Source organism: Methylobacterium sp. OAE515 (genome assembly GCF_041806315.1).
Classification (GTDB): Bacteria; Pseudomonadota; Alphaproteobacteria; order Rhizobiales; family Beijerinckiaceae; genus Methylobacterium; species Methylobacterium tardum.
This window is the reverse complement of the sequence record NZ_JBGMUV010000001.1, coordinates 2715705-2730105: the sequence shown is the minus strand read 5'-3', so window position 1 is coordinate 2730105 and position 14401 is coordinate 2715705. Positions and strand designations below refer to the sequence as shown.

At 70.0% G+C, this 14401-nt stretch carries 14 protein-coding genes; 5 read left to right on the top strand and 9 right to left on the bottom strand.

The features are described 5' to 3' along the window. Window positions 1-3 precede the first annotated feature (3 nt). Both ABIE45_RS13305 and ABIE45_RS13300 read right to left on the bottom strand, forming a co-directional pair. Window positions 4-1413, bottom strand: a complete 1410-nt coding sequence (locus tag ABIE45_RS13305; RefSeq protein ID WP_192707149.1) for an ATP-binding protein — start codon at window positions 1411-1413, stop codon at window positions 4-6. Beyond that, a complete protein-coding gene (locus tag ABIE45_RS13300) occupies window positions 1410-2165 on the bottom strand; it encodes a response regulator (RefSeq protein ID WP_192707148.1) in 756 nt (251 codons plus the stop codon). Before ABIE45_RS13300 ends, ABIE45_RS13305 begins: the two co-directional genes overlap by 4 nt. A 116-nt stretch (window positions 2166-2281) precedes the next feature. Here ABIE45_RS13300 and ABIE45_RS13295 point away from each other — a divergent pair, with 116 nt between their 5' ends. Next, window positions 2282-3526, top strand: coding sequence for an acyl-CoA dehydrogenase family protein (locus ABIE45_RS13295; RefSeq protein WP_192707147.1), 1245 nt, complete (start codon window positions 2282-2284; stop codon window positions 3524-3526). Between the two features lie 109 nt (window positions 3527-3635). Next, window positions 3636-5501, top strand: a complete 1866-nt coding sequence (locus tag ABIE45_RS13290; RefSeq protein ID WP_192707146.1) for a glycoside hydrolase family 15 protein — start codon at window positions 3636-3638, stop codon at window positions 5499-5501. 39 nt (window positions 5502-5540) lie between these two features. Here ABIE45_RS13290 and ABIE45_RS13285 read toward each other — a convergent pair whose 3' ends face one another. The 4 genes from ABIE45_RS13285 to ABIE45_RS13270 all read right to left on the bottom strand — a co-directional run bounded on the left by ABIE45_RS13285 (window position 5541) and on the right by ABIE45_RS13270 (window position 9433). Next, window positions 5541-7055, bottom strand: coding sequence for a DUF2336 domain-containing protein (locus ABIE45_RS13285; protein ID WP_192707145.1), 1515 nt, complete (start codon window positions 7053-7055; stop codon window positions 5541-5543). Then, window positions 7052-8137 (bottom strand): lytic transglycosylase domain-containing protein, encoded by a 1086-nt coding sequence (locus ABIE45_RS13280; RefSeq protein WP_192707144.1) that lies wholly within the window; start codon window positions 8135-8137, stop codon window positions 7052-7054. The genes ABIE45_RS13285 and ABIE45_RS13280 overlap by 4 nt, the downstream gene beginning before the upstream one ends. 90 nt (window positions 8138-8227) lie before the next feature. Continuing rightward, the gene (locus tag ABIE45_RS13275) at window positions 8228-8857 is read right to left on the bottom strand and encodes a flavin reductase family protein (protein WP_192707143.1); all 630 of its coding nucleotides are present in this window, start codon (window positions 8855-8857) and stop codon (window positions 8228-8230) included. A 12-nt stretch (window positions 8858-8869) separates the two neighbouring features. Then, complete coding sequence (locus ABIE45_RS13270) at window positions 8870-9433, bottom strand: nitroreductase (RefSeq protein WP_192707142.1); 564 nt, start codon at window positions 9431-9433, stop codon at window positions 8870-8872. Window positions 9434-9631: 198 nt separating this feature from the next. Between ABIE45_RS13270 and ABIE45_RS13265 the strand changes: the two genes are divergently transcribed. Then, complete coding sequence (locus ABIE45_RS13265) at window positions 9632-10555, top strand: hypothetical protein (protein ID WP_192707141.1); 924 nt, start codon at window positions 9632-9634, stop codon at window positions 10553-10555. Between the two features lie 25 nt (window positions 10556-10580). On the opposite strand, the gene ABIE45_RS13260 is transcribed toward ABIE45_RS13265, so the two are convergent. Next, window positions 10581-11474 (bottom strand): DMT family transporter, encoded by an 894-nt coding sequence (locus tag ABIE45_RS13260; RefSeq protein ID WP_192707140.1) that lies wholly within the window; start codon window positions 11472-11474, stop codon window positions 10581-10583. Window positions 11475-11738: 264 nt separating this feature from the next. On the opposite strand from ABIE45_RS13260, the gene ABIE45_RS13255 reads away from it, so the two are divergent. Then, window positions 11739-12137 (top strand): PRC-barrel domain-containing protein, encoded by a 399-nt coding sequence (locus ABIE45_RS13255; RefSeq protein WP_192707139.1) that lies wholly within the window; start codon window positions 11739-11741, stop codon window positions 12135-12137. Between the two features lie 93 nt (window positions 12138-12230). Here ABIE45_RS13255 and ABIE45_RS13250 read toward each other — a convergent pair whose 3' ends face one another. Further along, window positions 12231-12479 carry a hypothetical protein gene (locus ABIE45_RS13250; protein ID WP_192707138.1) on the bottom strand — a complete coding sequence of 83 codons (249 nt, stop codon included), beginning with the start codon at window positions 12477-12479 and terminating at the stop codon, window positions 12231-12233. A gap of 154 nt (window positions 12480-12633) precedes the next feature. Here ABIE45_RS13250 and ABIE45_RS13245 point away from each other — a divergent pair, with 154 nt between their 5' ends. Beyond that, window positions 12634-13254 carry a phosphohydrolase gene (locus tag ABIE45_RS13245; protein ID WP_373622334.1) on the top strand — a complete coding sequence of 207 codons (621 nt, stop codon included), beginning with the start codon at window positions 12634-12636 and terminating at the stop codon, window positions 13252-13254. Between the two features lie 27 nt (window positions 13255-13281). Here ABIE45_RS13245 and ABIE45_RS13240 read toward each other — a convergent pair whose 3' ends face one another. Beyond that, window positions 13282-14283: an alpha/beta hydrolase gene (locus ABIE45_RS13240; protein ID WP_192707137.1), complete on the bottom strand. Its 1002-nt coding sequence runs from the start codon at window positions 14281-14283 to the stop codon at window positions 13282-13284. Window positions 14284-14401: the final 118 nt, after the last annotated feature.

The window sequence follows — 14401 nt, the reverse complement described above, 5'->3', positions numbered from 1 at the left end:
ATTTCAGGCTGCCTTTGCCGGCATCGGCGCGGGCTTCTGCTCCCGCCGGCCGGCGAAGGTCTGGGCGGCCAGGGGCAGCTCGATCGCGGCGCAGAGGCCGCCCTCGCGCCGGTTCTCGAGGGTGAGCCGCCCGTTATGGGCCTCGACGATGGCCTGGACGATCGAGAGGCCCAGGCCGAACCCGCTCGCCTCATTGAGGTTGCGGGCCCGGTCGCCGCGCACGAACGGCTGGAGCATGGCCTCGCGCTCGGCCTCGGGTATGCCCGGGCCCTGATCGAGCACGCAGACGCGGACACCGCGCTCGGAGGCGTCCATGTGGACCTCGGCGCGGCCGCCGTACTTGATCGCGTTGTCCACGAGGTTGGTCACAGCGCGCTGCAATTCCTCCGGGCGGCCCTGGACCAGGACGTGCCGGCTGCGGCCGACGCTCACCGGCGCACCGAAATCCGAGAAATCGTCGCAGACGGTCTGAACCACCGAGGCGAGATCCACGAGGCTGTGGCTGCCGGTATCCCGGGTCTGGCCGTCGCGGACGAAGGACAGCGCGGTCTCAACCAGACCATTCATCTGGTCCAGGTCGCGCAGGGTGGCGGCCCGGGCGGTGTCGTCCTCGATGAACTCCGCCCGAAGGCGCAGCCGCGTGATCGGCGTGCGCAGGTCGTGGCTGATCGCCGCGAGCATCTGTGTCCGGTCATCGATCAGCCGGCGCACCCGCGAGCGCATCCGGTCGAGGGCCCGGGAGACCGCCAGCACCTCGCGGGGACCCGCCTCCGGCAGGGATACGTGATCGTCGCGGGTTCCGAACGCCTCGGCCGCGCCGGCCAGCCGCTTCAGCGGGGCCGTCAGGGCGCGGGTCGCCCAGACACTGAGCAGGGCCAGGGTCAGCGCCAGGAACACGACGGTGAAGATCAGCGCGCCCTGCTTAGGGGGCCGCAGCGGGTCATTGGGCAACGTCGCCTGGAGCATCGCCCCGGCGGAGGTGACGATGCCGATATGCAGCCGCGCCGGCGAGCGGTTCTGTTCCGGGTCTCCGCCCGACAGGTCCGTGATCGTCACAGGCCGCCCGGCGCCGTTGCGCAGGCGGTGGATGACAGGAAGGTCGGGAATAGGTTTCGCGCCGGGCGGCACTGTCCCGTCCCAGCTCTCAACATGGATCAGCGGCAGGCTGTGACCGCTGGCCAGGAGTGCGGGCCGGGCCGCCGGATCCACCGCATCGAGGAGCCGCGCCAGCGTGCCGAGGCGGCTCGCCGCCACGCCCGGCAGCTCGTCGGGATTCTGCGCCTCATGCAGCAGCAGGAACGCGACGGTCGCGACGACGTGCGCGACCGCGATGCCGGCGACCACTAGCAGCGCGATCTGGCCCGCGATGGTCGTCGGTCGCAACCGGAGGCGCAGGCGTCGCAGCGGGGTCATGAGCGCGTCACCTCGGGCGTGAACAGGTAGCCGCCCGAGCGGATCGTGCGAATGAACTCCGGATTGCGGGTGTCGCGCTCGATCTTCTGCCGGATGCGGGAGATCAGCACGTCGATGCTGCGCTCGAACGGACCTGCCGTGCGCCCCTGCGTGAGATCGAGAAGCTGATCACGGGACAGGACGCGACCCGGGCGCAGGCACAGCGCGTGGAGGAGGTCGAACTCGGCGCCCGTGATGGAGATTCGCGCACCCTCCGGTGAGAGCACCTGACGCAGGGAGACGTCGAGCGTCCAGCCGGAGAAATGCAGGCGCCGGCGCTCGTCCGTATCGGGCGCCTCGGCAGCGACCCGGCGCAGAATCGCCCGGATGCGGGCGAGCAATTCCCGCGGGTTGAACGGCTTGACGAGGTAATCGTCGGCCCCGAGTTCCAGTCCGAGGATCCGGTCCACATCCTCGGACTTCGCCGTGAGGATCAGGATCGGGATCTGCGAGGAGCCGCGCAGACGCTTGCACAGGCTCAGGCCATCCTCGCCCGGGAGCATCAGGTCCAGGACGACCAGATCGATGCGGGATTCCGCGAGGGCGCGGTCCATGTCGGTCCCGTCACCCGCGAGTGTGACGCGGCAATCGTTGCCCCGCAGATAGCGCGCGATCAGGGCCGAAATCTCCCGATCGTCCTCGACCACGAGGATGTGGGGTGTTGCCGGAGCAGTCATCGCGAAGGAGTCTGTGTGCGGTTCGGCCTGCATCATCAGGCTATTATGCGCCGATCCGACGACTATTCGAAGATGGTTGGCGGAACCAATTTGTAAGCGCGTGTTTCCCGCACGCATCCTGCATTGGGCTGCGACATGACGTGGGGGAACCGATGACCGAGAATGAGGCTCGGGGCGAACGGATCGCGCCGCATCCGCCGGAACTCGCCTCGCCGTGGCGGACCGACATCCGGATGGCGCTTCAGGACGAGGCCCGGACCTTCGCCCGCGACACGGTGCTCCCGCTGGCCGATGAGCTCGACCGGCAGAAGGGCGAGATGCCCCGGACGCTGATCGACGCCATGGCCGAGAAGGGGTGGTTCGGCATCACGATTCCGGAGCAGCAGGGCGGCCTGGGCTTCGGCGTGTTCGAGTACTGCCTCGTTTCGGAGGAGCTGGCGCGAGCCTGGCTCTCCGTCGGCAGCATCCTGGCGCGCGGCCAGGGGCTTGGGACGCAGACCCTCGATCCGGAGCGCCGCGCCGACCTGCTCCGGCGCTCTGCCCGCGGACAGTGGATCGGATCGATCTCCCTGTCGGAGCCCAATGCCGGCTCGGACCTCGCCGGCGTTCAGACCCGGGCGGTGCGCGACGGCGACAGCTGGCGCCTGACGGGCACGAAGCGCTGGGCCGGGTTCGCCAAGGGCGCGGACTTCGTCGAGGTCCTGGCTCGGACCCGCGACCCCGAGCCAGGAGAATCGCGCTCGGCCGGCCTGGAGCCGTTCCTAGTGATCAAGGAGCGCGACAGCTTTCCTCCCGGCATGACCGGCCGGGTCATCGACAAGATCGGCTATCACGGCTTCGAAACCTTCGAGCTGACCCTCGAGGATGTCCGCGTGCCCGAGAGCGACCGGCTCACCGGCCTCTACGGCGACCAGGGCGCCGACGCCGATTCCGGCGGGTTCGCGGCGGTCCAGCGCGGCCTCAACATCGCCCGGGTCCACACCGCGGCGCGCGCCGTCGGCGTGGCGTGGGCGGCCGTGGAAGACAGCCAAGCCTACCTTCAGGAACGCGTCCAGTTCGGGCATCCGATCGGCGACTTCCAGGCCCTGCGCTTCGCCCTGGCCGACATGGCCGCCGATGTCGCGCAGGCCCGGGCCTTCTGGCACCAGGTCGCGCATCTCCTCGATCAGGGTGAGTCCGCCGAGAGCGAGTCGGCCATGGTGAAGCTGCTGGCCACCGAGATGGCGGTGCGCGTCACCAACCAGGCCATGCAGCTGCACGGCGGCAACGGCTACACCACCGAGCGCCGGGTCGAGCGCTACTGGCGTGATGCGCGGCTGACCACGATCTTCGAGGGCACGAGCGAGATTCAGCGGCGCATCATCAGCGACCGAATGCTGCCCCGGGCCAAGACCTGAGCTGTCGTGCGGCGAATCGTCGAGCGGGACTCCCCGCTTGGCGTCGCCCGGCTACGTCCCTGAGACGATCCCGCCCGCCGCGGCGGACGCAGCCCTCCCCGGAAGCCACGTGTCGAAGCCCATCAGCGACTACGCCCTCATCGGCGATACCCATTCCTGCGCCCTGATCGCCCGCGACGGTTCGATCGACTGGCTGTGCTGGCCGCGCCACGACTCGCCCGCCCTGTTCCTGAAGCTCCTCGACGACGAGAAGGGCGGCGCCTGCAGCCTGGCCTTCGACGGCCTCGGCGGGACCACACGGCGTTACGTGCCGGACACAAACATCCTGGAGACCACCTTCGAGACCGCCACGGGCCGAGCCCGCCTCGTGGACGTGATGCCGGTCAACCCGCCGAGCCCGGAACCGGACGAAGGTCCCGACGGCGAGGGCGAGAGCCGGCTGATCCGGCTGCTCACCTGCGAGACCGGGCAGGTGACCGGCCGCTTCCTCGTGCGGCCGACCTTCGACTACGCACGCCGGGCCTGCACGCCGATCGTCGAGGGCGCCTCCGTGATCTTCGAGGCCGGAGACTGGCGGCTGCGGGTCAACGCCCATCCGCGGCCGGACCTCACAGGCGACGAGGCCGAGGTCCGTTTCACCCTGAGCGCGGGCGAGACCGCCTACATGGTACTCACCCACGGCGAGGATCAGGAGGAGGCGTGCATCGACGACTTCGCCGGCGCACAGCGCCGCATGAAGTCGACGGTCGATTACTGGCACCGCTGGTGCGCCCGCAGCACCTATCGCGGTGCCTATCGCGACGCGGTGATGCGCTCCGCGCTGTGCCTCAAGCTGCTGACCTACTCGCCCTCGGGCGGGATCCTGGCGGCGGCCACCGCCGGCCTGCCGGAAGCCGTCCCGGGCAATCGCAACTACGATTACCGCTTCACCTGGATGCGCGACGCCTCCTTCACGGTCACGGCCTTCGTGATGCTGGGCTACGTGCGCGAGGCGGCCGAATTCCTGCGCTTCCTGCGCGAGCGGGACGGGACCTACGGGCGCGAGACCCGGCTGATGTACGGCATCGCCGACGGCATGCCGCCCGAGGAGGAACTGACGCATCTCGCCGGCTGGAATGGCGTGCGGCCCGTGGTGATCGGCAACGTCGCGGAATTCCAGGACCAGCACGACATCTACGGTGAATTGCTGCGGGCGCTGTGCATCTTCCTGGAGGCGGTGGATTACGACCCGCCCGAGAAGGTCAACGACCGCCTGCCGAAGGTCCTCGATAATCTCACGGCGCGGGCGATCCGCCACCGGCACGAGGCGGATCACGGGATCTGGGAGCTTCGGACCGAGCGGCGCCAGCAGGTCCACACCAAGGCGATGATCTGGGTCGCGCTCACCGACGCAGCGCGCATCGGGCGCAACATCGCGGGCGTGCCCGAGGACAAGATCGCCGAGTGGGAGCGCGTCGCCGCGGAGGTCCGGGCGGAGTACCTCGAGAACGGCTGGAATGCCGAGAAGCAGGCCTATGTCGGCGCCTACGGCTCGCATCACCTCGACGCGGCGGTGCTGCGCGTCGCTCTGTTTGGGGCGCTGGATCCGAAGGATCCGCGCACGCGCTCGACCCTCGCGGCCGTCGAGCGGGAGCTGGGGCACGGCGACCTGATCTATCGCTACCGCATGGATGACGGCCTCGACGGCGACGAGGGCACCTTCACGGCCTGCGCCTTCTGGCGCGTGGGCTGCCTTGCCCTCGACGGCCGCACCGCCGAGGCCAAGGCCGCGTTCGAGCGGCTGATTGCGCGCGGTAACGATGTCGGGCTGTTCGCAGAGGAGATCGATCCGGAAACCGGCGAGCAACGCGGAAACACTCCGCAGGGCTTCTCCCACATGGCCCTGATCAACGCCGCCCTGCGGCTGGAGAGCAGCATCGAGCGCTACGGGCTCGCCGATCCGGCGGAGGCGGAAGAGCGCAGAGCGGCCGAGTAGGGACCTGCTCGGCGTCCGATCCGGTCGGCCGCTGCCTGTTCAGGCGGCGATCTTCACCACGCTGTCGGGCTCGGCGGCCTCCGCCGCCGGTGCGGCGGAGTCCTGGCTGGCGCGGAAGTGATCGAGCAGGCTCTCGCCGAGCCCGTCGAGCACCGCATCGGTGGCCGCCTGCGCCTCTGGATCCATCTCCGTCTCGTCGGTCCTGTACCAAGCCAGGATCTGGTCCGGCAGAGCCTCGAGGATCGCGCCGACCGGATTCTGGGGTTCCGCGGCCGCTGCAGTGGCCACGAACTCCGCCGCTGGGATGATCTCCGCCTCGTCCGTTGAGGGCGCGAATTCGGTCCGGCGCTGGCTGTCCAGGGCGGCGCGCCACGCGGCGTCGGCCGCCTGGGCATCGCGACGGGCGTTCTCCCGCGCGAGCGCCTCCGCGGCGATGGTTCGCGCGACCTCGCGGGCCTCGTCGCGGGCGGCCTCAACCTCATACCGATTCAACAGCGCGCGGACCGGATGCATGTCCGGCCCGGGCAGGTCGTCGCAAGCGCTGATCGCGCATTCGATGATCTGCCGCGACAGGCCGGCACCGCGGATTGCGGCCGGGCGGCGACTGACCGCCTGCCAAGCCGAGACCGCCGCCTGCATCGCCGGCAGGAGTGCGTCGTGCAGGCCGGCCCGCGCGTGAAGGTCGGCGAAGCTGCGCGGATCGCGCATGGCCCGGGCGACCCCAGCATGATCCTGGCCGGACAGGTCGGAAAGCGCCGCCAGGGCGAAGTCGATCCGACCGGACAGGACGGCGCGCAGGATCAGCCCGGCCGTGAGCTGATGGGTGGTGCGCAGATGGGCGACGAGCCGGGCCACGGCGGCCGCTCCCGCGCCTCCGCAGGCCTCGAGCGCAACGCGCTCGCCAGCCTCGCGGCTCAAGCGGTCGCAGCGCTCGGCTCCGAGCCAGCCGCGGTGTGTGACGAAGTCGGACAGGGCGTCCGCCACCGCGAGGCCGATCGCGTGGCGGACCTCCGGCGGCAGGTCGGCCCGGGTCAGCAGAGCCTCGCGCAGGGCGGCCTCGTCGCCGTGCCGCTCCAGCATGCGCAGCATCCGGCCGGCGGTGATCTTGGCCGTGGGATTACGCGCGAGAACCACGAGGATGTTCGGTTCACCGATTTCCGCGAGCGCCCCCGAGACGGCGTGCGTCAGGTGGTGGCGGGCCGCGATCACCGCGCGCGTCGTCTCGTCGCCGAGGGCCGCGGCATCCACGAGATCCGCATCGGTCAGCACCGGCGAGCGCGCCAGCACGAGCCGCGCGACCTCGGGCACGTCGCAGGACAGCGCGACCACCAGCGGGCGCGGCGTCCGCGCGGAGGCGGCACAGGTCTCGGCCAGGGCGCGACGGACCACCGGCGACGGATCGTCCAGAATCGTCAGCAGCGCGGTCTTGGCTTCCCACGCCTCGTCGGCCGTGAGGTTGCCGTAGAGATAGGTCCGCGCCAGGACCGCCGCGGCTTCGGCGCGGTGGTTGGCCGAGCCGTTCTGGGTCCGGGTCAGGAACTCGCGGATGATCATGGACCGCTCCGGGGGGCGAACAGGCTGGTCCTGCCGCCGGTCATGGCATTGCTCGCGGCGAACTCCGCCGGGCGGCGGGGCGGCAGCGGCGGATTGGTGAGCGCGGTCCCGGGCGGCGTCGCCGCGATCGCGGGAAGCGCGCCCGTCACGTCGGGATCGGGAGCGGTGACCCGCGCAGGCGCGTCCGAGTCGGAGCGCGGGAAGTAGGTCGGCTCGGCGTGCGCGGTGGGCTGCGCGCTGTTGCGCGCCTGCCAGAGCCGCGCGGCGGCGTCCGACACGGCCCCGCGCTGATCGGTCTGGAACAGGCTGCGCAGGTCGGAGCTTCCGCCGAACGCCGTGGCGGCGCTGGCATAGGCCGAGACGGCCTGCGTGGCCGGGGCGCTGTCCTGGCGCAGGGCGGTGATGTCGGTGGCCGCCGCACCCTGGGCGGCCGCCGAGAGGCTGGCGTAGAGTTCCGCCGCGCTGCGCGGTCGTCCCGCGCGGTCGTAGAACAGCGCGCGGTTGGCGGCCGCCGCGTCCGGAAGATCGAGGGCGGCGGCGCGCTCAGGAAACGCGCGGGCGGTCGAGATCAGGGCCGCCGCTCCTTTGGCGCCCAGGACGTGCGCCGCGTAGAGGTCACCCGCGGTCGGCTCCCGGCCGAGGGCGCCCGAGAGCGCTTCGGCATTCTGCTGCGTCAGGGCGCCGGCAAGCGTTGCGGAGACCTTCGGATCGCGGCGCAGATCGAGGATGGCCTGCCGCTGGCCCGCATCCGTGACCGTATAGGTGCCGTCGGCCTGGCGCGTGATGGCGTCGGCCTGTGCCTGGAGGCCGAGCCGCGGCCCGGCATTCTTCATCACGCCGAGCCAGGTCTGCTCGATGAACTGGAACAGCCCGGTGGCCGAGGATGTCCCGGCCTTCGCGGTGGGATCGAGGGACGATTCCCGCCTTGCCGTGGCGAGGAGGTAGTCGAACCCGACGCCGCTCGCCGTCGCGCCGTCGCGGATCGCCTGGACGACCGGTCCGGATGCGGCCGAGCCTGACGGCGCCCGCGCCTGGGGAGGCGGGCTTTCCGGAGGGCTGGACGGCGTGGTGAACAGGAACATCCGGGCGCGCACGGGGGCTGGAGACAGCCTGAACCTGCGCTCCGTATGGTAAATAAGTCCTCAATCCGCCTTGACGGACAGGTTCTCCTTTCAGGACCCGGCGAACTCGCCCGCGCCCTTCGGCCGGCGCATCTGGAACCGCGTATCCGCGGTCGCGTGGAAGTAGTCGAAATAGCCGCCGCGCATGATCGGATGCATGGCCGCGGTATCGACCATGCCGTCCTTCACGTAGCGCTCGTCGACATAGATCGACACGACTTGGCCGATGACGAGAAAGTTGTCCGCCTCCCCGCCCCCGAGCGGGACCAGTGGCACGGTCTGGAGCCATCGGCATTCCAGCGCCGCCGGCGAGGCCGCCACCCGGGGCGGACGCACCTTCTGCGAGGGCGCGGTCTCGAGGTTGGCGAAGGCGAATTCGCTCTGGCCGCGCGGCAGCGGCGCGGAGGAATCGTTCATCCCGTCGCGCAGGTCCCAGGTCGCGAGGCTGCAGACGAATTCGGCGCCGTCCTCGGCGAAGGTCATCGCGTCCTTGCGGCCCGAGGACGAGAACGCGACCATGTTGTCGGCCACGGCGTTGAAGAACGAGTACGGCGCGAGGTTGAGCTGACCGGCGCGATCCATGGCGCTGATCCAGCCGATCGGCCGCGGTGCCACGATGGCCTTGAGCGGATTGTGTGGCAGCGCGCGCGCGTCGCGCGGGACCTCGAGATCGTAGTGCACGGCCAAAGCCCCTCAGAAATACGTGACGATGTCGGCGAGCGCCGGTCGCGGACGATCGGACGGCACGTCGCGGGCCCGACCGATATGCACGAACCCGGCGAGCTTCTCGGTCGGCGATAAGCCCAACGCGTCGAGCACGCGGCGGTCGTAGGCGAACCACTCCGTCAACCAGGAGGTGGCGAAGCCGGCGGCGTTCGCGGCGATGACCAGGTTCATGGTGGCGGCCCCCGCGGAGAGGACCTGTTCCCATTCGGGGATTTTCACGTGCGGTCCCGCCCGCGACACGACGGCGATCGCCAGGGGCGCGTGCGTCAGGCGGCTGCGCTCCTGTGCGAGCCGCTCGGGCGCCGCGTCCGGATTGTCCGCCGCGTAGGTCTGGGCGATGATCTCGCCAAGCCGCTCACGGGCCTCGCCGGCGATCACGATGAAGCGCCAGGGCGCCAGCTTGCCGTGGTCCGGCACCCGCGAGGCCGCTGTCAGGATCGTCTCCAGCTGCGCGCTGTCCGGACCCGGGCCGTCCAGCAGCGGCGGCGGCACGGAGCGGCGGGTCTTCAGGAGGTCGAGGGTGGCGGTCATGCGCTCCGTCCCGGTATCGGGTCCCGATCGGGATGTGGCATGCGCGAGCCGCCGGTGGAAGAGCGGCCTTGCCGTCGCCATGGTCCGGATGCAGAGGCATTATCAGATGATCCGCCGACCAAGCCTCGGGGCTTTTGTGCGGATCTGCGGTGCGGCCCGGCGGCCGAGCCACGGGAAAGGTCGAAGAGGGTCCGAGCGATGTGCGTGAGGCTTGCCGCGATGGCGTTGGCCATGCTCGTCACGCTGCCCCTGATCGTTCCCGCGGCCGCGCAGCAGGACCCGTTCCAGGATCGCCTCGGCGGGCCCCTGCCCTCGCCTTCGATCACGACCCCGAACCTACCACCTGCCCTTCCGTCCGCCGAGCCGGACGCGCAGCTCTCGCTGTCCGCGCTCCTGTCGGGCCCCGGGACCCCGCTTCGGCAGGGGCTTGCGTGGCGCGTCTATGAGGATCGCGGCGACGGCACCAAGCCGTCGATCGTCGCCCGCTCGGCCGAGGCGGAGCCGCATTTTACCCTCGCCCCCGGCACCTACGTGGCGACCGTGACCTACGGCTTCGCCAGCGCCTCGAAGCGCATCGTGATGGGAGGCCAACCCACCACCGAGACGCTGCGCGTCGCGGCCGGCGCGCTGAAGCTGTCGGGCGCCGTCGGTGACCAGAAGATCCCGCCGGCGCAGGTCTTGTTCTCGGTCTTCGTGCCGGTGGGGACCAATTCGGAAGGCCGCCTCGTGCGCTCCGGAATCAAGACCGGCGAGCTGCTCCGCCTGCCCGAGGGCACCTATCACGTGGTGTCCACCTACGGGGAGTCGAACGCGATCCAGCGCGCGGATCTTCGGGTCGAGAACGGCAAGGTGACGGAGGCGACCCTGAACCACCGGGCCGCCACCGTGACCCTCAAGCTCGTGGCCGCAGCCGGCGCGGAGGCGTTCGCCGGAACCGCCTTCTCGGTCCTGACGCCCGGCGGCGACACGATCCGCGAGGCCATCGGTGCCTTCCCGGAGGTCACGCTGGCCGAGGGCGACTACGTGTTGATCGCCCGCCACGACGGGCAGGTCTACACGCGCGAGTTCAAGGTCGAGAGCGGTCTCGACCGCGACATCGAGGTCGTGGCCAAGTCCGGTTGAGGGCGCCAGACGGCCGGCCGGCGCCTCAGGCCAGGCGCCGCGCCAGCGCGACGCAGGCCGCGACCGCGATCGCGGCGCCGATCATCGCGGGCTCGATCCGCTCTCCGAGCACGAGGGCCGCGATGCCGAGCCCGAGGAAAGGCTGGAGCAGCTGGAGCTGACCGATGGTCGCGATGCCCCCCCGCGCCAAGGCCCGGTACCAGAACACGAAACCGATGAGCATGCTGAACAGCGCCACGTAGGCGAGGCCGGCCCAAGCCGGCATCGGGATCGCGGCCGGGTCGGCCGGGCTCAGGGCCAGCGCCAGGGGCAGGCTCAACGGCAGCGACAGCACTGTCGCCCAGGCGATCACCTGCCAGCCGCCGAGGCGGCGCGCGAGGACCCCGCCTTCCGCGTAGCCGAGGCCGCAGACTAGTACTGCGGCGAGCATGAGGCTGTCGCCGAGGCCCGGCGGGCCGTCGAGCCCGCGCGCCGCGAAGCCCACCGTGATCAGCGCGCCGACCAGCGACAGAAGCCAGAAGGCCAAAGACGGACGCTCGCCCGAACGGAGGGCTCCGAAGAGCGCGGTGGCGAGCGGCAGCAGGCCGACGAAGACCGTTCCGTGCGCGGCGCCGACAGTCCGCAAGGCCAGCGCGGTCAGCAGCGGAAAGCCGGCCACAACACCGCAGGCCACGATGACGAGCGACGGGACATCACGGCGGCTCGGCCGCTTCTGCCGGAAGGCGAGCAGGGCACTCGCTCCGGCAAGCCCCGCCAGAGCCGCCCGCGCTGCACTGAGAAACAGCGCGTCCATGCCGGTCAGGGCGAGGCGCGTAGCCACGAGCGACGCGCTGAAGATGGAGACGCCGATCAGGCCGTCGATCCATGCGCCCGGACTGCCCGCCGCGGACAAAGTCGCGCCCGAACTCTCGGCCACCATCGCTCTCCCGCCTCCAAACCTGCGAGCGGCATGCCCCGGCTCGCGCGCGGCAGCCAGGGACGATGGCGCGGCGTGCGGCCGATCTGTCCAGGCTTTCGATCAATACGGTCGTCGGATCTGGAATGGGATCACGAACCGATTTGCCGCTGCCCATCAGGCGTGCAAAGGTTCCATGTTCCGGGCATTAACATTTCGGGTAGCAACTGGAACGATCGCACAGGCTCCCGGCTTTCCAGCCACCCATTCCGGGAACTGGAGATCGCCATGCGCCGCCTCGTCCTCGCTACCCTTGCTGTCGCCGCCCTGGCCGGACCGGCCCTTGCCGCCAACGAGGCGCCCCCGACAGTCGCGCCGAAGTTCGAGACCGTCCCGCAGGATGCCGTGCTGAGCTACAACCTGATCGGGCTCACCGTCACGGACGCGCAGAACAACACCGTCGGTGAGATCAAGGACCTCGTGATCGATCACGAGAAGCTCACCGGCTACATCGTCTCGGTCGGCGGCTTCCTCGGAATGGGCGAGCGTTATGTGGCGGTCTCGCCTGCCTCGATCGCACTCGGCTACGACGCCGATGCCAAAAAGTGGAAGGCCATCATCGGGGCGAGCAAGGACCAGCTGAAGTCCGCCCCCGAGTTCAAGTACGACGGCAAGTTCAAGCGCTGATCCGCGGACACGCTAATCCAGAGCCGGGAGCGGATCGACGACGCGCCCGGCCGCTGCCTGGACGCCGTCAGGGCGCCGCGGCAGCCAGACCGGTCACGCTTGGACTTGTGCCTCCAGCGCCGCCCGCGTCATACGGGCGACGATGGCTTCCCGCTTGGCTTGCCGCATGATGATCCGGGCGGCCGCTCGCGCGTTCGCGGCGCGGAGTTCGGCCTGCGGGCCACCTTCGCGCAGGGCCCGCGACGCGAGGGCGCGGAACCACTTCACGTTGGCCAGCGCGGCGGCCCGACGGCTGATCGGCCCACCGACATCGAGCGGCTTCTCTACTGTAACGGACGCCATTGGCCTAATCCTGGACTGCGATTCGCCGCTTGTCCGTACTTAGGACAAGAGATGGCGATGTTTTGCGACTTGGGCAATAGTGACACCGATAATAAGTTCTGACGGATCGCCATGACCCGGCATCCTCGAAATGCGGTATGCCGCCGGTCGCCGAGTGACAGAAGGCACCGCATCCGCAGGTGCCCGTAACCTTACGGGAACGCCGGCCTGCAGAGATGACTTTTCTCCTCCGGAAACCGAAGCGACGCCGGAATTACTGGCGCATCCCGTGGAGGGGAGCGTGCCGACGATCTTCGATGCTCATACCTTTGCCCTGACCGCGCATGCGGGCCAGCTCGACAAGGGCGGCGAACCCTGCATGCGACACCTCGAACGCGTCGCGAACGCCGCCCTCGCCCGTGCCGGCCACGCCCGCTTGGTCGACGGACTGGACATCGACCCGATGCGAGTGATGCAGGCCGCGCTGCTGCATGATGTGCTGGAGGACACGCCACGCACGCCCGCCGACCTGCGGGCCGCGGGATTCGGCTCGGATGTGATCCGGACCGTGCTGATCCTCACCAAGCCGCAGGCCCGTATCGCCTATTCCGAGCGGATCGCCAGCCTGATCGAGGCCGGCGATCTCGCGGCGCTCCTGGTGAAGATGTCGGATACCGAGGACAACCTTTGCCCGTCCCGCATCCCGCCGAATGCCACCTTCCTGCGCGAGCGCTACGCAACCGCCTTCGCGCGCCTCAAGGAGGCTGCGACGGCGGCGGGCTATACGGGACGCTAACCGAGCGGCAGTGCCGCCGGCAGCCGGTCAGGCCCGATCCTGCGATAGGCAGTCGCGGATGAAGAGGCCGGCCTGGTCGAGGGCGCGGGCCGCTTCCGGGATCGGCGCGGCGACGAAGACGTGGCACAGGTCTTTATAGCTGTGCAGCGCAACGGACGTCTCCGCACGCGCCAGACGTTCGTGCAACCGCGTAGCGTCCGGATGAAGGAGATCGCGCGTCCCCGTGAAGATCGCCACCGGCGGCAGGTCGTCGAGCGGACCGTAGAGCGGGCTGACCTGCGGATCGTTCAGCGGCGTACCGGCGGCCCACAGACGCCCCGCCGCCCGGCAGCCCGCCACTGCGAGCATCGGATCATGGGGTTCGATGGCGAGAACGCGCGGATCCGAGAAGGTCAGGTCCAGCGCGGGCGAGAACAGCAGCAGCCCCGCCGGCAGGGCGCCGCCCCGTGCCCTCAACCGTTGGGCCATTCCCACCGACAGGCAACCGCCCGCGGAATCACCCGCGATGATCAGGCGATCACGTCCTGTGATGAGATGCGAGTCGAGCAGCCGATCGAGAAAGGCATACGTTTCGCGCCACGTGCTCTCGGGAGCGAGCGGGTAGCGCGGCACGACGACTCGCGCGCCGGTGCGGTCGATGACAGACTCGACGATCCACCAATGCGGTGCGAGCACGTCGAAAACCCAGGCGCCGCCATGCAAGTACAGGATCGTAGCATCAGACCCGCCGACGCGTGGCCGCACCTGGAAGACCTCCACGCCATCGACCATGAACGTGTCGATGGCGAACTTGCGGCGCAGGCGAGCCGAGGGACGTGCCGGCTCCACGCGCCGGTGAAGCGCGATCTGACGGCGCAAGTCGCGACCGTCGCCTGCCCTGCGCTTCATGCCGCTTAACGGCAGCACGACATCGTTGATCAGCCGGGCTTGGACACTGATGCCGGAGGTGCGCGACCAGGCAAATAGTCCAACGGCGACAATCCCGGTCGCCACAGCCGCCCAGGCCGCTCGTTCCGCATTCTTCGCCACGCCACCCGTCCTGCTCCGCGGAACTCGAGCGGTTCAATGGAGACGGTCCGCAGGCGTTCCAAGTCCGTCTCGACGAATCGTGCGGCGATCGCGCGGCCCGCAGCCGGCGAATGAAACC